This window comes from Nereida sp., assembly GCF_965655635.1.
Taxonomy (GTDB): Bacteria; Pseudomonadota; Alphaproteobacteria; order Rhodobacterales; family Rhodobacteraceae; genus Nereida.
The window spans coordinates 21,173-44,842 of record NZ_CBFHHE010000015.1; the positions used below are offsets into that span (position 1 = coordinate 21,173).

General features: G+C 53.7%; 25 protein-coding genes, 1 tRNA gene, 1 pseudogene and 1 riboswitch. Of the genes and pseudogenes, 8 read left to right on the plus strand and 19 right to left on the minus strand.

The features are described 5' to 3' along the window. Window positions 1–135 precede the first annotated feature (135 nt). The 12 genes and pseudogenes from rplL to ACTF5M_RS06680 all read right to left on the minus strand — a co-directional run bounded on the left by rplL (window position 136) and on the right by ACTF5M_RS06680 (window position 8,871). Window positions 136–510: a 50S ribosomal protein L7/L12 gene (rplL, locus tag ACTF5M_RS06625; protein ID WP_438960258.1), complete on the minus strand. Its 375-nt coding sequence runs from the start codon at window positions 508–510 to the stop codon at window positions 136–138. 72 nt (window positions 511–582) lie between these two features. Continuing rightward, window positions 583–1,095, minus strand: a complete 513-nt coding sequence (gene rplJ / locus ACTF5M_RS06630) for a 50S ribosomal protein L10 (RefSeq protein WP_438960259.1) — start codon at window positions 1,093–1,095, stop codon at window positions 583–585. 281 nt (window positions 1,096–1,376) lie between these two features. Further along, a pseudogene (locus ACTF5M_RS06635) lies at window positions 1,377–2,485 on the minus strand (Hint domain-containing protein). A gap of 252 nt (window positions 2,486–2,737) precedes the next feature. Next, window positions 2,738–3,436: a 50S ribosomal protein L1 gene (rplA, locus tag ACTF5M_RS06640; protein WP_341247478.1), complete on the minus strand. Its 699-nt coding sequence runs from the start codon at window positions 3,434–3,436 to the stop codon at window positions 2,738–2,740. A gap of 1 nt (window position 3,437) precedes the next feature. Next, window positions 3,438–3,863: a 50S ribosomal protein L11 gene (rplK, locus tag ACTF5M_RS06645; protein WP_048599873.1), complete on the minus strand. Its 426-nt coding sequence runs from the start codon at window positions 3,861–3,863 to the stop codon at window positions 3,438–3,440. Between the two features lie 104 nt (window positions 3,864–3,967). Next, window positions 3,968–4,501, minus strand: coding sequence for a transcription termination/antitermination protein NusG (nusG, locus tag ACTF5M_RS06650; protein WP_438960260.1), 534 nt, complete (start codon window positions 4,499–4,501; stop codon window positions 3,968–3,970). 198 nt (window positions 4,502–4,699) lie between these two features. Further along, window positions 4,700–4,885 (minus strand): preprotein translocase subunit SecE, encoded by a 186-nt coding sequence (gene secE / locus ACTF5M_RS06655; protein ID WP_438960261.1) that lies wholly within the window; start codon window positions 4,883–4,885, stop codon window positions 4,700–4,702. 52 nt (window positions 4,886–4,937) lie between these two features. Then, entirely contained in the window at window positions 4,938–5,819 is an 882-nt protein-coding gene (locus ACTF5M_RS06660) for a hypothetical protein (protein ID WP_438960262.1), read from the minus strand. A gap of 13 nt (window positions 5,820–5,832) precedes the next feature. Next, window positions 5,833–5,907, minus strand: a tRNA-Trp gene (locus ACTF5M_RS06665). Window positions 5,908–5,974: 67 nt separating this feature from the next. Then, window positions 5,975–6,919, minus strand: coding sequence for a hypothetical protein (locus tag ACTF5M_RS06670; protein WP_438960263.1), 945 nt, complete (start codon window positions 6,917–6,919; stop codon window positions 5,975–5,977). 126 nt (window positions 6,920–7,045) lie between these two features. Beyond that, window positions 7,046–8,221: an elongation factor Tu gene (tuf, locus tag ACTF5M_RS06675; protein WP_438960253.1), complete on the minus strand. Its 1,176-nt coding sequence runs from the start codon at window positions 8,219–8,221 to the stop codon at window positions 7,046–7,048. Between the two features lie 101 nt (window positions 8,222–8,322). Next, window positions 8,323–8,871 (minus strand): hypothetical protein, encoded by a 549-nt coding sequence (locus ACTF5M_RS06680; protein WP_438960264.1) that lies wholly within the window; start codon window positions 8,869–8,871, stop codon window positions 8,323–8,325. Window positions 8,872–9,003: 132 nt separating this feature from the next. Here ACTF5M_RS06680 and ACTF5M_RS06685 point away from each other — a divergent pair, with 132 nt between their 5' ends. After that, on the plus strand, window positions 9,004–10,362 hold the full coding sequence (locus tag ACTF5M_RS06685) for a cytochrome P450 (protein WP_438960265.1): 1,359 nt from the start codon (window positions 9,004–9,006) through the stop codon (window positions 10,360–10,362). Here ACTF5M_RS06685 and ACTF5M_RS06690 read toward each other — a convergent pair. From ACTF5M_RS06690 to parC, 3 genes are read right to left on the minus strand one after another with little or no spacing between them, the layout of a single operon-like run. Next, window positions 10,359–11,471 (minus strand): M48 family metallopeptidase, encoded by a 1,113-nt coding sequence (locus tag ACTF5M_RS06690; RefSeq protein ID WP_438960266.1) that lies wholly within the window; start codon window positions 11,469–11,471, stop codon window positions 10,359–10,361. The genes ACTF5M_RS06685 and ACTF5M_RS06690 overlap by 4 nt on opposite strands. Window positions 11,472–11,474: 3 nt before the next feature. Further along, window positions 11,475–12,683 (minus strand): DUF898 family protein, encoded by a 1,209-nt coding sequence (locus ACTF5M_RS06695; protein ID WP_438960267.1) that lies wholly within the window; start codon window positions 12,681–12,683, stop codon window positions 11,475–11,477. 34 nt (window positions 12,684–12,717) lie between these two features. Next, the gene (gene parC / locus ACTF5M_RS06700; protein WP_438960268.1) at window positions 12,718–15,027 is read right to left on the minus strand and encodes a DNA topoisomerase IV subunit A; all 2,310 of its coding nucleotides are present in this window, start codon (window positions 15,025–15,027) and stop codon (window positions 12,718–12,720) included. A 142-nt stretch (window positions 15,028–15,169) separates the two neighbouring features. On the opposite strand from parC, the gene ACTF5M_RS06705 reads away from it, so the two are divergent. The 6 genes from ACTF5M_RS06705 (at window position 15,170) to ACTF5M_RS06730 (ending at window position 19,256) form a co-directional block, all read left to right on the plus strand. Beyond that, window positions 15,170–15,715, plus strand: coding sequence for an SH3 domain-containing protein (locus tag ACTF5M_RS06705; protein ID WP_438960269.1), 546 nt, complete (start codon window positions 15,170–15,172; stop codon window positions 15,713–15,715). A 38-nt stretch (window positions 15,716–15,753) separates the two neighbouring features. Continuing rightward, entirely contained in the window at window positions 15,754–16,578 is an 825-nt protein-coding gene (locus ACTF5M_RS06710; protein WP_438960270.1) for an SDR family NAD(P)-dependent oxidoreductase, read from the plus strand. A 63-nt stretch (window positions 16,579–16,641) separates the two neighbouring features. Further along, window positions 16,642–16,851, plus strand: a complete 210-nt coding sequence (locus ACTF5M_RS06715; RefSeq protein WP_438960271.1) for a twin transmembrane helix small protein — start codon at window positions 16,642–16,644, stop codon at window positions 16,849–16,851. Between the two features lie 3 nt (window positions 16,852–16,854). Next, the gene (locus ACTF5M_RS06720; protein ID WP_438960272.1) at window positions 16,855–17,427 is read left to right on the plus strand and encodes a cob(I)yrinic acid a,c-diamide adenosyltransferase; all 573 of its coding nucleotides are present in this window, start codon (window positions 16,855–16,857) and stop codon (window positions 17,425–17,427) included. A gap of 141 nt (window positions 17,428–17,568) precedes the next feature. After that, complete coding sequence (locus ACTF5M_RS06725) at window positions 17,569–18,327, plus strand: electron transfer flavoprotein subunit beta/FixA family protein (protein ID WP_438960273.1); 759 nt, start codon at window positions 17,569–17,571, stop codon at window positions 18,325–18,327. Then, the gene (locus tag ACTF5M_RS06730; protein WP_438960274.1) at window positions 18,327–19,256 is read left to right on the plus strand and encodes an FAD-binding protein; all 930 of its coding nucleotides are present in this window, start codon (window positions 18,327–18,329) and stop codon (window positions 19,254–19,256) included. Before ACTF5M_RS06725 ends, ACTF5M_RS06730 begins: the two co-directional genes overlap by 1 nt. Window positions 19,257–19,312: 56 nt before the next feature. Here ACTF5M_RS06730 and ACTF5M_RS06735 read toward each other — a convergent pair whose 3' ends face one another. From ACTF5M_RS06735 to ACTF5M_RS06745, 3 genes are read right to left on the minus strand one after another with little or no spacing between them, the layout of a single operon-like run. Beyond that, entirely contained in the window at window positions 19,313–19,585 is a 273-nt protein-coding gene (locus ACTF5M_RS06735) for an NfeD family protein (RefSeq protein WP_438960275.1), read from the minus strand. A 1-nt stretch (window position 19,586) separates the two neighbouring features. Next, on the minus strand, window positions 19,587–20,489 hold the full coding sequence (locus tag ACTF5M_RS06740; RefSeq protein WP_048598745.1) for an SPFH domain-containing protein: 903 nt from the start codon (window positions 20,487–20,489) through the stop codon (window positions 19,587–19,589). Window positions 20,490–20,531: 42 nt separating this feature from the next. Continuing rightward, the gene (locus ACTF5M_RS06745; RefSeq protein WP_438960276.1) at window positions 20,532–21,779 is read right to left on the minus strand and encodes a D-amino acid dehydrogenase; all 1,248 of its coding nucleotides are present in this window, start codon (window positions 21,777–21,779) and stop codon (window positions 20,532–20,534) included. 38 nt (window positions 21,780–21,817) lie between these two features. Then, window positions 21,818–21,920, minus strand: a riboswitch (glycine riboswitch). A 180-nt stretch (window positions 21,921–22,100) separates the two neighbouring features. Between ACTF5M_RS06745 and ACTF5M_RS06750 the strand changes: the two genes are divergently transcribed. Continuing rightward, entirely contained in the window at window positions 22,101–23,360 is a 1,260-nt protein-coding gene (locus ACTF5M_RS06750) for a DNA polymerase IV (RefSeq protein WP_438960278.1), read from the plus strand. Here the strand turns inward: ACTF5M_RS06750 and ACTF5M_RS06755 are convergent. Further along, window positions 23,361–23,670: N-formylglutamate amidohydrolase (locus ACTF5M_RS06755; RefSeq protein ID WP_438960277.1), on the minus strand; the 310-nt coding region annotated here is incomplete at its 5' end.

The window sequence follows — 23,670 nt, forward strand, 5'->3', positions numbered from 1 at the left end:
GACACGCTCCCGCTTGGACCTTCCTTAGAAGCGGCTCTGCATTTGAAAGCAGCTTCTAAGACAGGTTAAGCTGGGCACGGAATTAACCATGCCCAGCCAATATTGTGCGCGGGACTAAGCCCCACACCCAGCCAATTAGGCCAGCTCGATCTCTGCGCCAGCTGCTTCCAGCTTAGCTTTGATGTCTTCAGCTTCTGCTTTGTCGACACCTTCTTTGACTTTGCCGCCAGCTTCGACGAGGTCTTTAGCCTCTTTCAGGCCAAGACCTGTGATGCCGCGGACTTCTTTGATGACTGCGATTTTCTGTGCGCCGGCGTTCTTCAGAACAACGTTGAACTCAGATTTTTCTTCAGCAGCTCCACCAGCGTCGCCACCTGGGCCAGCCATCATGACTGCGCCGCCAGCTGCTGGCTCGATGCCATACTCATCTTTGAGGATGGTTTTCAGTTCTTGTGCTTCGAGAAGGGTAAGACCAACGATCTCTTCAGCAAGTTTTTTCAGATCAGCCATTATACTGTTTCCGTTTCCTAAGGTTGTGTTCCAACGTGTAGCGATGTTGCCCACGAGGGTTTCCAGTTGTGCTTATGCAGCTTTCTCTTCGATGGTCGAAAGAATGCTCGCGATGTTCGAAGCAGGTGCGCCAATTGCGCCAGCGATGTTGGAAGCAGGTGCGCCGATACAACCCACGATAGAAGCAATAAGCTCCTCGCGGCTTGGCATCGCTGCAACGGCTTTAACGCCAGCAACATCCAGAGCAGTATCACCCATTGCACCACCAAGGATAACGAGCTTGCCGTTTTCCTTTGCGTATGCATCAACCACTTTCGCTGCAGCGACAGGGTCTTCTGAATAGGCGAGAACTGTCATCCCTGTAAGGTGCTCAGACACGCTTTCGCATGGCTGACCGTTCAGGGCGATTTTGGCGAGCCTGTTTTTGGCAACACGCACAGATCCACCCGCTTCGCTCATTTTAGCGCGCAGATCCTGCATTTCAGCAACTGTCATGCCCTCGTAGTGGCTAACCACTACGACGCCAGAGCTTTCAAAGATTTGGCCGAGTTCGTCGACGACTTTTTCTTTTTGTGCTCTATCCACAGTTTTTCTCCAAATATGGCGGGTTACCCCGCCGGCTCAGTGTACCGGATTGCTCCGGCGGTTGGGTCCTTCAAACGGGACGCCCGAACCGCCAGTGACCAAAACGGCCGCTGAAGAAACTGGTCTGATCCCGTCTCAGGCAGGAATTAAAGGACTAAGGCCCAAACCCACCATCTCGGACGAAACGCAAAAGAGCGCGTGACGAATCGCGCGCTCAACTGCAATGACTTGGTTAGACAATTGTTAGTGTTTTGCCAAGCCCCGTTTCACTGCCACGATTGCTACGCGCATAAAGCCGGCGAAAAACTACCGACTATAGGTTTGTCATTTTTCAAATGCCGCGCAACGAGCTGTCTGATCTGCTTTCCCTTGGGAATGAGCCGTGCTGGCCGTGCTGCGGTTTGCAACAATTCGGGAAAGAAATCCGCAATCTCTGCAACTGCATCGGGGCCAATCGCTCTGCACGCCTGCGCGCCGGTAAGCAGTAACTCAGTCGGCGCATCATGGGCATAGATAATCTGATGCTCATCGAGAAGAAGGTGAAAGTAAGTCACCGTGTCCCAATCCTCGACGAGCTGAACGCCCGGCAAATCCAGCAGCTTGATAGCGGGGCCAAAACCTCGTTTGTACCTGTCATACGCTCAGCGATTGGCGATACAAACAACATCCGATGCTGCTGTGAGACGATAAGGTCGTTGCTCGGGATCCCCGCACCAAGCGCATCAGCTTTAATGCGAACAGGCTGAAACTTGTCGCGGGCAGGACGGCTTGCCTTGCCAATCCATCGGATGGGCTGCGGGGCATCATCACGTGTGACCACCAAATCACCCACCTGCAAATCTTCAACTCTGCGCCCCCCTTGAGGCGTAAGGATCTCCATCCCTTTTACAAAGCAGGTGACAAAATTGAACGCCTCACGATCTCCGAACAAACCCAAGGAAGCATTGGTGCCCAACGTCCCCAAAGTAACAGAACGGATGGCGCCCGCTTCCAGTGCTGTTTGGTTAGCACTTGGATTAAAATCCGGCGCAAGGAACGTGTCACCGTTGGTATCTTGAAAGACCACAGCGGTAATCTGCGCGCTTGTACCATCAACATACGTGAGCGTCGCGTTGTATACCGCAAGCGCATCGAAGGTCCGAACAGGACCCCCATCAATCGAAAACTGATCATTAGAAAAGAAATTATTTTGATCGTAAATTCCGGAAAAACCAAAATTGAACCCGTTGCCAACAGTTGAGAACGAACGAATATCGTTTACGAGCGCATTACCCACTCCCCCAAAAGTTTGCTGCTCCAAAAGGTTGACGTTTTCAGCGAAAAAATTGCCCTCAATCGGATCGATGATTGACTGATTACCAAGGGAAATAACATTGAACGTTGTAGGCATACGGTGACTGAGGCGCAGGGCGCCAACCCTTCATGGAAACAAAACACTCTTTAGTAAGGAGTTGTTAACCAAGGGAATATGGCCGAATTTGACCTCAATCTGAATTAATTCATGTCAGAGAAAAGGATTGTTAGTGGCCGCGCAACAAACGCGGGGGGGTAGCTAAGGTATACACCCAACGACATTCACGAAAAGAAAAAGGCGAGCCCCGAAAGACCCGCCTCAAAATACTCAACAACTGAGCGCGTAAGATTACTCTTGCGCTGCGTCGTCGATAGATACTGTTACACTTGGGCCCATTGTGGAACTCAGTGTGATCTTTTTCATGTAAGCGCCTTTGGCGCCGGAAGGACGAGCCTTCTGAACTGCACCGATGAAAGAGCGAACGTTTTCGATCAACTCTTTTTCACCGAATGATGACTTGCCAAGACCTGCGTGTACAACACCAGCTTTTTCAGCTTTGAACTGAACTTCGCCGCCTTTTGCAGCTTCAACAGCTGCTTTAACGTCCATGGTCACTGTGCCAACTTTTGGGTTTGGCATCAGGTTGCGTGGGCCGAGTACTTTACCCAGACGACCAACGATTGGCATCATGTCAGGTGTCGCGATGCAGCGATCAAAATCGATGGTACCGCCTTGGACGATTTCCATCAGATCTTCTGCGCCAACGATGTCTGCGCCAGCCGCTTTCGCTTCGTCTGCTTTTGCATCACGCGCAAAGACAGCAACACGAACTGATTTACCAGTGCCGTTTGGCAAAGATACAACGCCACGAACCATTTGGTCTGCGTGGCGCGGATCAACACCGAGCTGCATGGAGATTTCGACAGTTTCGTCGAACTTTGCTGTGGCGTTGGCTTTTACCAGTGCGACCGCCTCATCAACGGTGACGTTGGATTTACCCGCGAATGCCTCGCGTGCCGCAGTTGTGCGTTTTCCAAGTTTTGCCATCTTACTTCACCTCAATGCCCATAGAGCGGGCAGAGCCCAGAATAATCTGCATCGCGGCTTCGATATCGTTCGCGTTCAGATCTTTCATTTTCGCTTCAGCGATCTCACGTACCTGCGCAGCAGTTACCTGACCAACCGTCTCACGGCTTGGGTTGTTCGCGCCAGATTTTACCTTGGCAGCTTTCTTCAAGTAGTATGACGCTGGTGGCGTTTTGATGTCCATGCTGAACGACTTATCAACGTAATACGTGATAACCGTTGGGCAGGGTGCACCTGGCTCCATATCCTGTGTCTTAGCGTTAAACGCCTTACAGAATTCCATGATGTTGATACCACGTTGGCCAAGTGCAGGGCCTACGGGCGGTGATGGGTTAGCTTGACCTGCAGGAACCTGCAGCTTCATTGTGCCAGCGACTTTTTTAGCCATTGGACTTCTCCTTGCTCAACTCCCACTCCAGACGCGTCTGGCGGGATGGGTTGCCGTGGTCCGGTTTGACAGCGCGCTGCCAAAACCTCCCACGATTTGCACGATCAGGCCTGTTTAGTGACCTGCGTGTATTCCAATTCGACCGGCGTTTCGCGACCAAAGATTGATACTGTAACCTTGAGACGCTGGTTGTCGTCGTCGACTTCCTCGACCATGCCGTCGAAATCTTCGAACGGACCGTCGTTAACTTTAACTTTCTCACCGACTTCAAAGTGAATGAGCGTACGCGGCGCTTCTTCACCTTCTTGAACGCGGTTAAGAATTTGGTTCACCTCTGCATCGCGCATCGGCATGGGGCGGCCTTGCGGGCCCAAAAATCCTGTGACGCGGTTCATAGAATTGATCAGGTGATAGCCCTCATCCGTCATTTCCATGTGAACCAACACGTAGCCAGGCATAAAGCGACGCTCGGTCGGGACTTTTTTGCCACGACGAATTTCGATGACTTCTTCGGTTGGAACCAGAACTTCGTCGATCTGGTCTTCCAGCTCAGCCTCAGCCGCAGCGACTTTGATGCCTTCAGCGATCTTTTTCTCGAAGTTCGAGAGTACGCTAACTGAATACCACCGTTTTGCCATTGCTGTCGGTCCTTTTGTGCCGCACGCGAAAGCGCGCAAAATCTTATGTTAATTCAAACAGTTACACTGCCTTTTCAAAACAAAAAAGCGGCGCGCTACACGAATCGAAGCACGCCTATTTGTCTCAAGTTGTTGCGCAATACCGCCGAAAACATGTTGTTTCAAGGTGTTATACGCAATTTAGAAAGCAGCTAAGCGTTAGCCGTTCAGGATAAACGATAGTCCCGAGCGAATGATCCAATCGACGAAAAAGAAGAAGACAGCCGTCAAAACAGCCATCATGAACACCATGATTGTCGTCAAAACTACTTCACGGCGCGTTGGCCATGTGACGCGACCAACTTCGGTGCGGACTTGTTGAATAAACTGAAGCGGATTCGCCATGTGTCGTTTTCCTATAGATTTCATTGGCAGATACTTGGGCCAGACCGGTTTTTCAAGCCTTGAGCAGGTGAACCTTGGGCATTGCTGCAATTTCTGCCATATCGGCCGCATATCTTTGCGCTGACAGTTTCAGATCAGCGGCCTGCCAAGGGTCAAACTTTGGATATTGCGCCCCCGTCGGAAATGCATCACGCGCTGCCTGTGCAATAGGGCGGCGGGGGATTTTATGCAGGCGGCTATTATGACCGGGGTCACGTGCTTGATGGCCCCGCAGGGCCGCAACAGCCTGCTCGGACAGCCCGGGGTGGGACCGTTCAGGTACCAACGGAATGGTGCCCAAATCTTGACCAATCAGTCCTGCAAATATTGCCTGGGCCAACACGCCATAGTCTTCATAGCGCCAGACCATGATCCGACGGACGTTTGGCAAAGCATGGATGCGATCAACCAGGTGCACCCACGTGCAAACGTCATAACTTGACCGTGTGATAAAACGCTTAAACGACGGAAAATATCCCCCCATCAGCGTTTGGGTGTAGAGCGATCGGAAGTAGCCCGCGTAATCCCTTAACGAAAGCGCCACATCAAACTGCTGCTCAGGCGCACCCTGCCCCATCTGTGCAATCAACTGATGACCGCGCTCATAGAGAATAGGGTTCGGACCCTCGCCCATTTTGTAGGGCAACCGCAGCATGTTCTCTTCGGAAATTAATAACCGATCATGCCCGTCCAACATTTGCTGCACACCACTTGCAAGACGACCCTCGGCAAGCAGCAAATGGTCCGCAACGTCACTGCCACCCGCCCGAAGCGTCTTTGGATCCCAGTAACTTACGCCCGCAGCGTTGAGCCGTGCGCGGGACAGGCGCAGACTGGCCTGCATATGCGTCGTGGCCGTTTTGTGCACGCCAACGTGGAGCATAATATGCGTCATGAGAAAATTCGCCTGGCAGGGGCGGAGGGGATCGAACCCCCGGCCGTCGGTTTTGGAAACCGATGCTCTACCGCTGAGCTACACCCCTGCAGGCAGGAATGCGAATAAGCGAGGTCTGGAGTAAGATCAAGACAGCAATTCATCTCGTGGCTCAATTACCGCTCATGTGGGATATCAACAGCCCGCTGTTTAGCGATCACCGCACGCTGAAACCCAGCGTTGTGGATGACATCAGCGGGTTTGGCGCTGTGCTCGTCGTAAAAAGCAATCATGTTTTCAAGCCCATCGAATTCAGTGAAGTCCCGCAATAGCTCATCGGCTACCCAGCTGATCGGCAACCCCAACAGCGTCTGTGCTTTTTGGTAGTGGTAACAAATCACATTGCGCAGCGCTTGCGGCTTGATCGCAACAGCTTTGTTCCATTTCACATCGATCATATTCATCTTGAGCCCCGCAAGATGCGTTGCGACGGGCAGACTTATCTGATCAAGCGTGGGATAGATTCCTTTCGCCAATCGTCGCGCTTCAATCGCAAGCGCCGCATCGCGCCAAATTTTGCCGAATTGATCCCCGTGGTACGCAACAAAGCCGGCCGACATACTTGGCGCAACATAAGACCCGCTGGGGCGCGCAAGCCTACCACGGGGCAGCTCCATATCAACAGAGGCATAAGCCGCGCGCCACGCATCTACAGTTTTGCCCCACATCCAATCGCCAGTTGGCCTGCCAGACACTGCACCAACGCGCAAAGCATCCCCAAGGAAAGCGGGCTGCAACATGAACATGTCTCTATCAAACAAAATTGTGGCGGGCGCTGCGCGGGTCGCGGCGCAGGCATATAGCTTGTTGCCTTGGGGATAAGGCACCTCGAACTCGGGCGATATAGGGGCAAGCTGTATGCCGTGTCGTTCAAAAAAGCGCAACGTTTCGGGGTGTAACTGATCAATCAGATGCGAACGACAATAGGCATGTAGAGCCAAATCATCCGCCGTGAACGCCATCAATGAGGATGCCAGAAGAATGGCTGGCCACTCATAATTGCCCGGTTCGACCATAAAGACGCAAGCAAGCTCGGCTTTGTCATGATGGATGAGGGTCATAGCGTCTCCGCAAAAGTTACGGGAGCGGGCTATGACACAATCTGGGCAAAACTATGGAAAACGGCCGCCCCAAATAAATGGAGCGGCCGCCTTATCGTTTCGAATGCGCCCACAGGCTCAATCAGCTTACGCGATGATTTTAGCTACGACGCCAGCACCTACTGTGCGGCCGCCTTCGCGGATCGCAAAGCGAAGACCGTCTTCCATCGCGATCGGTGCGATCAGCTCAACTTCGAACTTCAAGTTGTCGCCCGGCATAACCATCTCGGTACCCGCTGGAAGCTCAACTGTGCCTGTCACGTCAGTTGTACGGAAGTAGAACTGTGGACGGTAGTTCGCAAAGAATGGCGTGTGACGGCCACCTTCTTCTTTGGTCAGAATATAAGCTTCTGCCTCGAACTTCGTGTGAGGAGATACGGAACCTGGCTTACAAAGAACCTGGCCACGCTCAACACCTTCACGGTCAACACCGCGAAGGAGCGCGCCGATGTTGTCGCCTGCTTCACCGCGATCAAGCAGCTTGCGGAACATTTCAACACCTGTGCAGGTTGTCTTCGTGGTATCACGGATACCAACGATCTCGATCTCTTCACCAACGTTGATAACGCCACGCTCAACACGGCCGGTTACAACTGTACCACGGCCAGAGATTGAGAACACGTCTTCGATCGGCATCAGGAACGGCTGGTCAACAGCGCGTGCTGGTGTCGGGATGTAGCTGTCAACAGCTTCCATCAGCTTGTTGATAGACTCTTTACCGATGTTATCATCGCGGTCTTCCAGAGCTGCCAGAGCAGAACCGGCTACAACTGGGATGTCGTCGCCTGGGTACTCGTAAGATGACAGAAGCTCACGGATTTCCATTTCAACCAACTCGAGCAACTCTTCGTCGTCAACTTGGTCAACTTTGTTCATGTAAACAACCATGTAAGGGATACCAACTTGGCGACCCAAAAGGATGTGCTCACGTGTTTGTGGCATAGGACCATCGGCTGCGTTCACAACCAAGATCGCGCCGTCCATCTGAGCAGCGCCAGTGATCATGTTTTTCACATAGTCAGCGTGGCCTGGGCAGTCCACGTGTGCGTAGTGGCGTGTCTCTGTTTCATACTCAACGTGAGCAGTAGAGATCGTGATACCACGTGCTTTTTCTTCCGGCGCGCCGTCAATCTCGTCGTATGCTTTGAAGTCACCAAATTGCTTGGTGATCGCCGCAGTCAACGTCGTCTTACCGTGGTCAACGTGACCAATCGTGCCGATGTTTACGTGCGGTTTAGAGCGTTCAAACTTTTCCTTAGCCATGAGCCAACCTTCAATCTATTCAGGGGCGCGGCGGAAAACACCGTTATCGCAGCCCGTTTCCAACGGTGCGGCGTGTATGAGGTTTGCACAGATAAATCAAGTCATTCCGCATCGTTGAGTGGCGCGAACCATGCGGCATTTTCGATCAGCCAATTTTCGATCTTTATCGCCGCATTTGCGCTTAGGCCCGCCATCTGTTCTTCACGCGATCTGGTAAGTCCTGAGCCAAGCAGGCTACCACCGGAAAAACTCTCAAAAACAAGGATTTGCTCAGGCGTTTCATTGATCTTTTGGCCCTTGGCGTTGTCCCAAACAGTGACCGAAACTTGCAATATCGATTTGGGCGACAAGACCAGTGGCACGCCGGGGGCAGCCAAGACAAATTGATCAACGCTTACACCCAAATGATAGAGACCACCTGTATTATAGCGACCGATCTGCGCATCAATGGCAGCACCCAGACTTTCGACCCACTCCTCCGCCGTGGCATCCCGCGACAAAGGCCCCTTCTTGGCCGTCGTTCCGATCACAACGTTATGCCCCAAATCAAAGCTGCTCAACGCAGGCGAACGGGGTGTCATCTCAGCGGTTGTGCCCCCACATCCCGCAACTGCCAGCAGCGCAAGCAAACCAACTATAATTTTCCACACGGACACACACCTTTCATAACCGATTGCAAGTTCCTAACGCAGTTTCAGCACCCTTCACAATGGACAGCGCAAAGATGTGACTTACCTCCCACAAGTCACCATTATGAACAGCAACAGTAACGGAGCAATCAAATGTCAGACAAACTGCCAGCACGATGCAAACTCGTGACCGAGCCGTTGGGCATTATCGAGACACTGCATGTCGCGCGACGAAACTTGGTTGAGATCATTCCGGACATCGCCACGAAGCAGCCGATTGTTTCGGGCAAAACCGCTGTGGTGCGCTGGCATATGGTGATGGAGCCGAATGCGTTGCGCCACATTCTGAAGGACGCCGTGGATATATACCCCAAGTCGGATGTCACCAAAAATATCCTTGAACCAGCCATCGGCAATTCACTTTTTATCGCAGAAGGTAGCCATTGGCGTTGGCAAAGACGTGCGGCGACACCCGTTTTCAAACATCGTAATATCGCAAACTTGGCTCCGATCATGGGGGCGGCTGCTGATCGCTCAACCAAGCGGCTGGCGGCATCCAAAGGTCGTGCGGTCGATGTGTTTGCGGAAATGGTGCAGGCAACGTTTGAGGTGATTTCGGACGTCACGTTCTCCGATGGCGATAGCGTAGACGCAGGCGCAGTTCACCGGGCCATCGATGCCTACATCGCGCAGACTGCGAAAGTGTCCCTGCTTGATATTATCGGCGTGCCTACGTGGGTGCCACGCCTGAACCGCATCGGATCATCTTCAGCCATGAAGGATATGCGCAGTATCGCGGATGCATCTATTGAAGAACGGCGCAACGCAGGACCGCGTAAAATTCCTGATCTGCTTGATCTGTTGCTGGAGGGCGAAGATCCGGAAACCAAACGCCAGATGAACACGGATGAGTTGCGCGACAACCTTTTGACCTTCATCGTTGCAGGTCATGAAACAACTGCACTCACCTTGGCATGGGCGCTTTATCTGTGTGCCTTTGATGAAGACGTCCAGCAAAAAGCCCGCGCAGAGGCCAGCGAGGTTTTGAACGGGCGCACGGCCACGGCAGGTGACATCAAGGCCCTGCCCTACATTCGCCAGATCATTGATGAAGCTTTGCGTCTCTATCCGCCCGCCGCTTTTATTAGCCGCACTGCACAACAATCAGATACGCTATGTGGGCGCGAGGTGCGCAAGGGCGACACAGTCATGCTGCCCATCTATGCCCTACATCGGCACAAAGACCTGTGGGAGAATCCTGACGCCTTTGACCCTGACCGCTTTGCGGATCCAAAGGCCGTAAACCGCTTTTCATACCTACCCTTCGGGGATGGTCCGCGGGTGTGCATCGGGGCGTCATTTGCCCTGCAAGAGGCGGTGATTATTCTGGCTACCCTGCTTTCGCGATTCAAATTCACGGCCGTTAAGGGGCGTGATCCGCGTCCGGAACTAATCCTGACACTACGGCCGAGTGGCGGAGTGTGGCTTCAGGTTGAAGAGCTTAGCAGCTAGCCACAAATCGCTTGTAGATCACGCCACGCTTGCGCATTCAAAACGGGCCGATAGATCTTGCCCTGCTGTACGTTGTCCCGGGCGTTTTGGGCGCGCAGGCTCATCGCGGGATGCGATGACAACCATTCAAGAGCACCCGTCATATCAGGGCTGTCCTCTTTAAGCGTTTCAAAAAAGCTCGCAAAGGCCAGTAGGGATATCTCGGCCTCGTCCAAAAGTTTCAGGGCAAATTCGTCTGCTTGTGCTTCTGCTTTACGGGTGTGGGTGGCGTTCATCACCTGATCTGCCGCGCCTGCAATAATCAAACCTCCTGTTGCATCGCCAAGTATCAGCGACAATAATCCCGCAGATCCCGTCGCACGCAACGTCAGGCGCATCGGGTCGCGGTTAATCACGTGGCCCAACTCATGGGCCAGAACCCCCGCCACCGCATCTGCGCTTTGAGCGGCTTCCAACAAACCACGGAACAAAATCACCTGACCACCGGGCAATGCAAACGCGTTAATCAAAGGGTGATCCACGACTTGAACGTTCAGGGTGTAGGGTACATCGAGCGGCCCCAACACACGGGTAACCATCTGGGCCAAAGCCGCATCACCCGCGGCTGATGAGCATTGCCAACTTTCACCAGTACTATCGTCCTGCCAAACCATTGCCCGCTCAATCTGAGAAGAGACAACATTACCGATACGCTCTTCACGTTCGGTCGGAATGACAGTGGCGAGTTGATCTGACAGGCTGGGAATGATCACGAAGAGCATCACCACCAACGCAGCGGCCGCGGCCACACTCCAACCGATTACTTTTCGAACCAGCGGGCCAATGGGCCGCCGTTTATCAAGGTCGGGCGTCAGCGTCGCCAGAACCGTCTCATCGTGTAAATTGAACGGGTAAAGACGCGCCTCATCTGGATCACCATCCAAATACAAAACCGTGCGCGATCCGTCTTGCATGCGCCGCAACTGCTTTAACGGCCACTCCGCAAGCACATCACCTTGGGCTTTACAAATCTGCAAAACCCCTGCAGTGGCTGCAACTTCGATGTAGACGTCGCGCTTTCCGGCGGTCTTTCCATCGACGAAAGAGGCAAGGCTACTTTGCAACGCCATCGCTTAAAACGCACCGCCCACATCAAGGGCATCCGCAAAGCCTTCGGCATCAGGCATATCGTCGGCAGTACGTTGTTGGATGGTGTCGAAATGCTCGGGATAGCGCACGGCGCATGTCTCTACGATATGACCGAAAATAGGCTGGGTGATGAATGCCATGGTAGAAGCGCCGCCCATCACAAGCGCAACCACATAGCTCAAAACGGCAATGATTATGCTGAAAATCTGCGCGCCGCCAAACCCGCCGGCTGCACCAATTTGGCTGGCCATAAAGAAAATCACACCAACCGGAATTGCCGCCGCAATAGTCACCAACATCGTCAGCAACGAGCCTTTGATGTAATGTCCGACGACACGGCCAGTTTGGGGTAATGCCTCAAACTCAATCGCCCCATCATCAAGTGTTTTGTGCCGCGCCATTATTGCAAAGCTTTGTAAGCGGTAGTGCACAAACCCGATCACGATCAGGATCGCCCCAACTACCATGACAGTGACGCCAAGACCTTGGGAACCTGACCCGCTGACGACTCCCCCGACAATGCTGACCCCAAGCCCAAGAAGTAACACAGATGCCGCGCGATAAAGCATCGTCCAGCGGCCGCCTTGTTCAAATTGCGCATCGCCGTACCAAGTGCGGTCAGTCTTAAATTTCTCCAACTGAAATGTACCAAGAGGGGCAAGAATACCCAGTGAGACAACCGTGATGACGCTGTAAACAACCGCGCGCCACATATAGCCAAGCGACATCTGATCCATGCCGAACCGCAAACCCCGCCACCGCGTGCGCGACAGCATGTAACGACGTCCGCGATATTGGGCGATGAAGATGAGCGGGACAATCGCGATCAGCGTGGCGAATGTCGCACCAATACTTGCTAATATCTGCGCCTCGCTAGCCCCCTCATCAGGGACTAAATCAAGCAGGCTGAGACCGGCAAAAGTCAGCAAGACCTGCAACAATCCCAGATAAACGGCCAGCACCACCAAAGCGATCAGAAAGCCGATGAATTTTTCAACGCCTGTGCCTGAATATTCCATCGGATCGCCACCGGGCTGAACCGCATTCCACACATAACGGCGCACACGGGATTTCGCCCAAAACCGGTAAATCCCAAGGGTCAAAACAGTCAAAATGCCCGTTTGAAGGACCAGTAAAAAGATGGGACCGCGTTGCCCACCGTATCTGCCTTCAAGTGTGTCGCCCTGCTCCATTACTCGTCATCCTTCTCACTCATACACCAGCTACCTAGGTGAACTTATTATCCCTCGGGAAACCGCGCGGCGCCATACGGCCAGCACCTGCGCGCTTACCCGTCCATTCCGCAAGTTCCGTTTCAGTACGGGTACGACCAGCTGGATCAAGCCAACTTAGCCCTTCGCTAAAATCAAACGTGGTCGCATCACTAAGACCGCCATCTTTATATTTCTGAAGACGAACCCCTTTGCCCCGCGCCATTTCCGGCAATTCATCAAGAGCAAAAACAAGCACTTTGCGGTTTTCACCAACCACAGCCACATGATCGCCCAGAACGGGACGACATACCGCAGCAGTGTTTGGTGCGCGCACGTTCAACACTTGCTTGCCGCCACGGGTTTGCGCGATCACTTCATCTTCAGGCACCACAAACCCATCACCCGCACTTGAAGCAAGCAACAGCTTGCGCCCCGGCTTATGGATGAACAGCATCAAAATTTCGACATCTTGAGGCAAATCAACCATCAACCGCACGGGCTCGCCCATGCCCCGACCACCGGGTAAGGTGCTGGCCTGCAACGTGTAGAAGCGCCCGTTCGTCCCAAGCAGCAAAATCTTGTCAGTTGTCTCGGCGTGGAAGATAAACCGCGGACCATCCCCATCCTTGAACTTCAGTTCGCGGCCAAGGTCGATATGGCCCGACATGGCGCGGATCCATCCCATTTTTGAGCAGACAACCGTGATCGGCTCACGCTCGATCATCGCTTCAAGGGGGACGTCTTCCACTTCGCCTGCCTCAGCGAATGTGCTGCGCCGCGCTCCAAATTCAGATTTCGCGCCAAATTCCTTGCGGGTCTGGCGCAGCTGCTCTGAAATAGTGGACCACTGAATTTCTTCACTATCAAGAAGGTCTTGCAGGCCCGCGCGTTCCTCCGTCAAGGCGTCACGCTCGCGCACCAGCTCCAACTCTTCAAGGCGGCGCAGCGACCGAAGGCGCATGTTCAAAATAGCATTAGCCTGAACTTCACTCAGCTCGGTGCCCAGATCACATGACGGGGAAACATAATCTTTCTCATCCGTCGCGCGCACAAAGTCTTGCGACCAGCTTTCATGCATCAGGGCGCGCTTTGGGTCTTCGTCATATCTGATGATATCAATGACACGGTCCAAATTAAGAAACGCGATGATAAAGCCTTCGAGCACCTCAAGACGGTGATCAATCTTGTCGATCCGGTGCTTTGAACGGCGCAGCAAGACGTCACGGCGGTGATCCAGAAACGCGCGCAGCACTTCTTTCAGGCTGCACACTTTTGGTGTCAGACCATCAATCAGCACGTTCATGTTCAAGCTGAAACGCACCTCAAGGTCAGAGTTGCGATACAACATCCCCATCAAGACATCAGGGTCAACATTCTTGGACTTCGGCTCTAGCACGATCCGTACGTCATCGGCACTTTCATCGCGCACATCCGCAAGGATCGGCACTTTCTTAAGCTGAATGACCTCTGCCAGCTTCTCGATTAGTTTGGATTTTTGCACTTGATAGGGAATTTCAGTGACGATGATTTGCCACATCCCGCGATCAAGCTGTTCAATCTCATAACGGCACCGCAGGCGGAACCCGCCCTTACCACTGCGATACGCCTCGGCGATATTTTCACGCGGCTCAACAATGACACCGCCAGTAGGAAAATCAGGACCCGGCACGTGTTCAAGCAGCGTTTCGTCCCGCGCATTCGGCGCCTTGATCAGATGCAAACACGCATTGATCAACTCTTCGATGTTGTGGGGCGGGATGTTCGTGGCCATGCCCACGGCGATACCGCTTGATCCATTCGCCAACAGGTTTGGAAACGCAGCTGGCAGGACCACAGGCTCGGTTAACGTGCCGTCGTAGTTTTCGCGGAAATCAACAGCATTCTCGGCCAGACCATCCAGCAGCGCCTCCGCTGCGATAGTCATGCGCGCTTCAGTGTAACGAGACGCCGCAGGGTTATCGCCATCGATGTTGCCAAAGTTACCCTGCCCATCAACCAACGGATATCGGACATTAAAGTCTTGCGCCAAACGCGCCATAGCATCGTAAATCGCGGCGTCCCCGTGCGGGTGATAGTTCCCCATCACGTCACCCGAAATTTTAGCTGATTTACGGAACCCACCTGTTGGGCTCAGCTTCAACTCGCGCATCGCGTATAAAATCCGCCGGTGCACAGGCTTCAGACCATCACGCGCATCAGGCAAGGCCCGGTGCATAATGGTGGACAGTGCGTAGGTCAGATACCGGTCACCCAAAGCGCGGCGCAATGGCTCTGCGACGGCGGGGATGTTTTGATCATCTGTGTCGGGCGGTAAATTGGTCATGACTTTGTGTAACTGTGGCTGAATCGCGCGTAAAGCGAACAAAGTTGAATATTTGCCTTTCTCTACTCACAGAACCGTAAAGCTCATGCTAAACTTTCGGCGTGTTGTAATGAGTTAGCGCTTCGGCGCGCGGGGTGATGTAATGTGGCGAGTGATCCTTCTTAGTTTCGGGTTTTTGGCTTTTGCGTTTTATGAATTGAGCGGGGGCGATGAATTCGTAGCGGAAAGCTGGCCAGATGGCAGCAAGCTGGTTTTAATCGCGCGCTACGAACCTGCTCCAGAACCCGCCCTTGAAGACAGTCAACAACCAGTCGAAGTTGCCGTAACAAAGGCAATTACCAGTGACGCTTTCGGACTTGCTGAGCTTGCCAGCCCACCCGAAATCAATACCGCAGAAGCCTCAACCAATGACGCAGTCATTACCACAGTTGCGCTGTCAACGGCCGTTGAGGACGCCCCAGAGGCCAAGGTCATACTCCCCGCCGCACCACCAGCGGTAATCAAGGTTATCGCGGGCAATGTTGTGAACATCCGTAGCGGGCCGGGCACTGTTTTCGGCGTTGTGACAAAGCTGAACGCCGGTGATGAAGTTAAGGTTATTGATGATCTTGGCCGTGGGTGGGTGCAAATTCGCACGCCTGAAAACCGCATCGACTGGGTTGCAGATTTCCTTTTGGGCGACGGATAACCCTTGCGGGACACCGCTGCGCTTGCCAAAACAGCGCAATGAAATCAGTACTTATTACAGGATGCTCAAGCGGCATCGGCTATGATGCAGCACACGGGCTGCGCGACGCAGGCTGGCGCGTTTTTGCATCGTGCAGACAACAAAAAGACTGCGACCGCCTAAAGGCAGAAGGCTTTGAAAGCCCACTCTTGGACTACGCTGACAGTAGCAGCCTTAAAGCAGGCCTTGCCGAGGTGCTTGATGCCACTGGCGGCACCTTGGATGCGCTTTATAACAATGGCGCCTTCGCAACGCCCGGTGCCGTTGAGGATTTGCCGCGCGACGCACTGCGCGCGAATTTCGAAGTGAATGTGTTTGGCGTTCATGAACTGACCAACCTTGTAATCCCAGTCATGCGCAAACAAGGACACGGGCGTATTGTGAACTGTTCATCGGTTTTGGGGCTTGTCGTGCTGCCTTGGCGCGGATCCTACAACAGCACCAAATTTGCACTCGAGGGGCTGACGGATACGCTGCGTATCGAGATGAGGGGGACGGGCATTCACATCATTTTGCTTGAACCAGGCCCCGTTACCAGCAGCATTCGCGCAAACTCTATTCCGCATTTTGAAAAGTGGATTGCTTGGAAAAACAGCGCCCGTCGAAGTGCCTATGAAGCGGGCCTTTCCCAGCGATTGTACGAGGATAACGGTCCCGATACTTTCGAATTGCCTGCCTCGGCGGTGACCAAAAAACTGCGTCACGCGCTTGAACACCTTAGGCCAAAACCACGCTACTATATCACAACGCCGACCTACATTATGGGCTTTGCCCGCCGCATTTTGCCAACCCGCGCATTAGATTGGCTGATATCCAAGGCCTGACCCCTCGCCTTTCGGCCAAAGCGGGTTATCTCGCAGAGAACTATACAAAAACAAGGACTGACCATGCTTTCCGATCCACTATTTATCGTTGCTGCTATCGCTTGCGTAATTGTGCTTGGCATTTTGATGTTGGGCATCGGTGGCTTTGCCAAAGGCGGTGACTTCAACAAAAAGCACGCCAACAAAGTTATGCGCTGGCGGCTTTATGCACAGTTTGCGGCGGTAATTTTGATCGTTGCTTGGGTCTTCCTCTCACAGACATTCGGAGCGTAAACCATGGTCGTACTAAACAAAATTTACACGAAAACCGGTGACAAAGGCCAAACAGCTTTGGGCAACGGTGAGCGTGTTGCGAAACACTCGATGCGCGTGAACGCTTATGGGACTGTTGACGAAACCAACTCAATCGTGGGCCTTGCGCGACTACACGCAACTGGCGAAATTGATGCGCAGTTGGTCATGATCCAAAATGACCTGTTCGATTTGGGCGCCGACATGTGCCGCCCTGACATCGCCAAAGATGCCGAAGCAGAATACACACCGCTACGTATCACAGACGGCCAAGTAGCCCGCCTAGAAAGCGAGATTGATGCTATGAACGAAGCGCTTGAGCCACTTCGCAGCTTCATTTTGCCGGGCGGATCAGCCCTTGCTGCATACCTGCACCAATGTCGCACCGTTGCACGCCGTGCAGAACGCCTCTCAGTTGAACTGGCCAGCGTTGAAGACGTGAACACCGCGGCAGTGAAATATCTGAACCGCTTGTCGGACTGGTTTTTTGTCGCATCTCGGGTGGCGAATAACGACGGCAAAGACGATGTTTTGTGGGTTCCTGGCGCTAATCGGTAAACGCCAGAAAACGCAGCGCGGCGTCGAAGACCCTTCTGGTGTCGATTTTGCCCTGTTTTCGTTTGTTCTGCGTTGCTAGACAACAAAGGAAGATTATTGCGCAGCGAATCTGCGTAAAGGCTTACCAACAGGAGAAACGCCATGAAGGTCCTCGTGCCCGTCAAACGCGTGATCGACTATAACGTTAAGGTTCGTGTGAAAGCGGACGGCAGCGGTGTTGATCTTGCAAACGTCAAAATGTCGATGAACCCATTCGACGAAATCGCTGTAGAGCAGGCAATCCGCTTGAAAGAGGCCGGAACGGCTGACGAAGTTGTTGTGGTTTCTATTGGCGTAAAGCAGAGCCAAGAGACCCTGCGCAACGCGCTTGCGATGGGTGCGGACCGCGCCATTCTGGTTGTTGCTGCGGATGCTGTGCACACTGACATTGAGCCGCTTGCGGTTGCCAAAATCCTTAAGGCTGTTGTCGATGAAGAGCAGCCCGGGCTTGTCCTTGCTGGCAAACAGGCGATCGACAACGACATGAACGCGACCGGCCAAATGCTGTCGGCGCTTTTGGGTTGGTCACAGGCAACCTTTGCGTCAGAGCTATCCGTTGATGGCGACACAGCGACCGTAACACGTGAAGTCGACGGCGGCTTGCAGACCATCAAGGTGAAGATGCCTGCTATCGTCACTGTCGATTTGCGCCTGAACGAGCCGCGCTATGCCTCTTTGCCAAACATCATGAAGGCCAAGAAGAAGCCGCTCGATGAAAAGACCGCGGCTGACTACGGTGTTGATGTCTCACCACGCCTGCAAATCGTTGGCACGTCCGAGCCCGCAGAACGTGCGGCTGGTATCAAAGTTGGCTCAATTGATGAGCTGGTCGAGAAACTCAAAGAAGCGGGGGCTGTATAATGGCTGTTCTTCTGATTGCTGAAGTAAATGGTGGCGCACTTAACGTAGACGCGACCGCAAAGGCCTTAACTGCGGCCAAAGCATTGGGCGACGTCACTGTTCTTTGCGCAAGCGAAGGCTGCGCAGACGCTGCAACGGCTGCTGCTGCGCTGGACGGCGTTGGCAAAGTGCTTTGCGCGGATGCCGCCGAATACGGCCACGATTTGGCCGAGCCTGTTGCTGATCTGATCGTATCGCTGGCTGGTGATTATGACCACATCGTCGCGCCTTCTACCGCTGCGTCCAAGAACATCTTGCCGCGCGTGGCGGCGATGCTGGACGTGATGGTTATTTCTGAAGTGACTGCTGTAATCGATGCGGACACATTCGAGCGCCCCATCTATGCGGGCAACGCAATCCAGACTGTGAAATCAGCAGACGCCAAAAAAGTCGCAACCATCCGGACGTCAACATTTGACGCTGCGGGCGAAGGCGGTTCGGCAACGGTGGAAAACATTGCTGCTGCTGGTAACGCAGGCTTGTCCGAATGGGTCGAAGACAGAGTCGCAACATCTGACCGCCCCGAGCTGACATCAGCCGGTGTAGTTGTTTCTGGTGGCCGCGGTGTTGGATCAGAAGATGATTTCAAACTGATCGAAACACTTGCAGATAAGCTTGGTGCCGCCGTTGGCGCATCACGCGCAGCCGTGGACAGTGGTTACGCGCCAAACGATTGGCAAGTTGGCCAGACAGGCAAGGTCGTCGCACCTGATCTTTATGTTGCTGTTGGCATTTCCGGCGCCATCCAGCACCTTGCAGGCATGAAGGACTCCAAGATCATCGTGGCGATCAACAAAGACGAAGAAGCACCGATCTTCCAAGTTGCTGATTACGGCTTGGTCGCAGACCTCTTCGACGCAGTACCGGAATTGACCAGCAAACTGGGCTAAACTCGTTTTCTAAATACGTTAGAAAGGCCCGCCATTTGAGCGGGCCTTTTTTATGGTCAGCTGTTTATATCTTCATCAAACGTGCGCACTTGACCGGTCTTGAGTTGAAAAACCGACCGCAGCACAAGCCACGCAACAAGCGACGCAACAGCAAATACCAGTGACAGCCAGATCAACGACAGGCCGACGTTGAGCCAAACTAAGAGAGACACCAGCGCCGCGCCAATGGCGAACCCCAGCAGGACAAAGCCCGGAGCCAGCACCTCAAGTATCGCCAAAACAAGGGCAAACGCAGCCCATGCCCACCACGTGTTTGCCAATGCATCCATATTAACCGCGCCCTTTCAGCATATTGAACGCGTTGCCAAACGCCTCAAGCGCATTTGCCGGCACCACGATCGTGCTTTTTCCATTGCCATTTCCAAGTGTGTTAAGGGCTTCGACCTGCTTCAACGCCACTTGATACTGTGCTGCTTCCAAGCCGTGCGCATTGATCGCATCAGCAACCGTCGCGGTTGCGTAGGCCTCGGCGTCTGCTTGAATACGACGCGCCTCAGCCTGTTTTTGTGCCGCATAAAGATCGGCATCTGCCTGCAGCTCAACCGAACGTTTCTCGCCTTCTGCACGGGTCACTTGCGCGCGGCGTTCACGTTCTGCGTTCAACTGTTGCAGCATCGCGTCGCGGGTCGCTTGATCAAGGTTCACGTCCAGAAGCTCGGCGCGCGTGACTTCGATGCCCCAGTTATCTACGGCCTCTTCCACCAGCGCCTTGATCTGTTCAATCAGTTGAGCACGGTTTGATTGAACCTCATCAAGTTCCATCTTGCCGATCTCGGCGCGCACAATACCAGCTACTGTTGTTGCGATCGCTGCGTCTACATCGCGGATCCGATAAACTGTCCGCTCAGGTTCCGTGATGCGATAGAATACGGATGTCTCAACCCGCACCAAAACGTTGTCTGACGTGATCGCATCCTGTGAGGCATTCGGAAGCTGTCGTTCAAGGATCGAAATCCGGTGCGCCACGCGATCAAGGAACGGCACAATGAAGTTGATGCCGGGCCCAAGCACCGCCTTAAGCCGACCAAAACGTTCAATGACAAACTGCTCTGACTGCGGAACGATTCGAACACCAAGCAGAATACAAATAATGATAAACGCGGCCAGCAACACCACAACGATGTTGCCGCCCAAAATACTAAATAAAACCTGCAAAACCTCTTCACTCCCCATGGTCAGTCTCTCCTATTGAATTGATCTGACTATGGCGGCTTATCAGGCGCTTTTGAAGGTAAATCCGCGTTTGCTGCCTTGTGCGCCGCCTTTTGACGCAAAATGCTCTTGGACAGACGCGCCAACCAATGCTGCAGTTGCCGCTGATAACGTCCACCCCAAATGCCCGTGACCCGTGTTGTAGAAAACACCTGCACGTTTACCTGCGCCAACGCGCGGCATCATATTTGGCATCATCGGGCGCAGACCTGCCCACGGCACCACGTGTTCGGTCGAGATTGACGGGAAATGCGTTTCCACCCACTTGGTCAGCGGCTCAATGCGGTCTGCGCGAATATCACGGTTTTCGCCGTTATATTCTGCGGTCCCTGCAACACGGAAACGGTCCTTACCAAGACGAGACGTCACAATCTTCGCATCATCATCAAGCAAAGACACCATCGGCGCGCCATCTTGGCTGATTGCATCCGGCATATTCACAGTGATTGAGTAGCCCTTGACAGGATAAATGTTAACGCGATCGCACAGCTTTTTGGCCATCGCGCGACTCCCAACGCCAGCACACACGACGACGCCGTCAAAAGCTTCACCGTTCACACGGGTCTCACCATTGGCACTACTAAGTTGCTCAACCGGTTTGCCCATGCGGAAATCAACGCCCTGTGCCTCAAGCCACTTTGCAAGGCCGAACGTAAATTTGTGAATATCGCCCGTGCTGTCACTTTCCGTCCAGAACCCACCGGTAACGGTGCCACGCAGGTTTGGTTCACGCGCACGGACCTGATCAGGCGTCAGTTCAACACGTTCCACACCGCCTTGCGACAAAAGCTCGTTCACTTTGCGAGCGTGCGCCATATCTTTTTCGTTTTTATAGAAGTGCAGAATGCCCGCCGGAGACCAGTCAAAATCCAGCCCCGCACGGTCCGCCATAGACTGCAATCCAGCGCGCGCCTTAACCGCCAACGCCGCTGTTTGAACCGTGTTGTTTTTGTAGTTCGGAATGTTGCTCAAGAACTCAGCCATCCAGCTGATTTTATGCCAGCTTGGGCGCGGGTTCACCAATAAGGGCGCATCGCGCCGCGCCATCCATTTGATGCCTTTCAGAACCGTTCCGAAAGTGTTCCAAACTTCTGCGTTTGATGCGGAAAGCTGCCCACCATTGGCAAAACTGGTATCCATCGCCGCGTAGCGATTTCTGTCAAATACAACAACATCAAGACCACGGCTGACCAATTCAAAAGCTGTTGTCACACCGGTGATGCCAGCGCCAATTACTGCGATACGAGTCATGTTTTCACACTCCAAACGGTTGGGCTCATTCGCCCAAACAACCCCGCTCCGTTCGCTTTACCTGAGCGATGCACGGTCCATACGGAACCGCTTGCGCCTTCGGTGCGCCTTGCTAGAAGGCGTCTCTCCAGAGTGTGACACGTCCGCCAGTCCTGTTGCCTGAGAGGTGACCGGGGTGGTTGCTCCTTCGGCGTTGGCATAATCCACGCTCTCCCGAGCGGACATGTTTCCTATGGGAAACTCCTACACGTGTCGTATCTAATTGCCAAGAAAAATCTCGTAACCGTTGCTGGCACCCCGTACGGCGCGTATCACAGTATCATGCCTGCAATTTGTCGCGACTGCTTAACCACTTACTCTGCGCAAGAACCGCGACGATGCGTGGATTGCGGCAGTCCGCGTATGCTGGCGCATCCTGAACTGTTTGATTTGTCAGTCGCCCACATGGATTGCGATGCCTTTTATGCCAGTGTTGAGAAACGCGATAATCCAGAGCTTGCGGACAAGCCCGTCATCATAGGCGGCGGGCGGCGCGGCGTCGTCAGTACCGCTTGCTACATTGCCCGCATTCGCGGCGTCCGGTCTGCGATGCCGATGTTTAAGGCCCTAAAGCTTTGCCCCGATGCAGTGATCGTGCGCGGTCGCATGGATGTCTACGCCGATGTATCGAAACAAGTCCGCGCCCTTATGGAGGAACTGACCCCCGCTATTGAACCGCTGTCATTGGACGAAGCGTTTTTGGACATGTCCGGCACCCACAAACTTCACGGGGCGCCACCGGCCGTGATGCTCGCTCGCCTTGTCAAAAGGATGCGCGAAGAAATCGGGATTACCGGATCAATCGGCCTTAGCCACAATAAGTTTTTAGCAAAAGTCGCATCTGACTTGGATAAACCGCAGGGCTTTTCCGTGATCGGCAAAGCTGAAACCATGACTTTCCTGAAAGACAAGCCTGTGGGCATGATCTGGGGTGTCGGACCATCTGCGCGCGCAACGCTTGAACAGGCGGGCATTCACACGTTTACGGACCTGCTCAGGTGGGAGCAAAAAGACCTGATCCTGAGGTTTGGTAGTATCGGCGAGCGCCTTTGGCATCTGGCCCGTGGTGACGATAAGCGTACTGTTTCTGCGCACCGGCCGATCAAATCAATTAGTAATGAGACCACATTCAACGAAGACACCGCATCGGTTGATCTGCTTGACGGGCACCTTTGGCGGCTTTCAGAAAAAGTCAGTGCACGGGCCAAGGCACGTGAGTTGGCGGGCAAAGTCGTTACCCTCAAACTCAAAACGGCAAAGTTCAAAACCCTATCGAAGCGCATCACGTTGACCGACAGCACGCAAATTGCTGACCGAATTTATAGGCACGCAAGACAGCTGTTTGATCAGGTAACTAACCAAGGTCCATTTCGCCTGATTGGCGTTGGTCTGTCCGACCTTGGGCCGTCATCAGCTGCAGACAGCGCGGGCGACCTTTTGGACCCAGACGCCCCAAAGCGCGCCGCAGCCGAACGCGCCACGGACGCCATAAGGGAGCGATTTGGTAAGGACGCGATTATGAAGGGCCGCGCGCTGCGCTAACTACTCAGCAGCAAGCGGCACTTGGCGCTGACTAATCTCAACGATGTCAGCCATCGCGGCTGTGATTTTGCCGCGCACTGCGTGAAAATCTGCGTTTGGTTCGATCAGCGCTTCATCCATATAAAGCGAGCGATCAATCTCAATCTGGATTGCGTGCATTCCGCGTGATGGCCGTCCGTAAGCTTGGGTTATGTAGGCACCTGCAAACGGCGCATTGCGTGCCGTGACAAAGCCTGCACGTGTAAAAGCAGCCTCTACGCGGTCAACGATATCAGAGCTTGCAGAGGCCCCAAACCGGTCACCAATCACA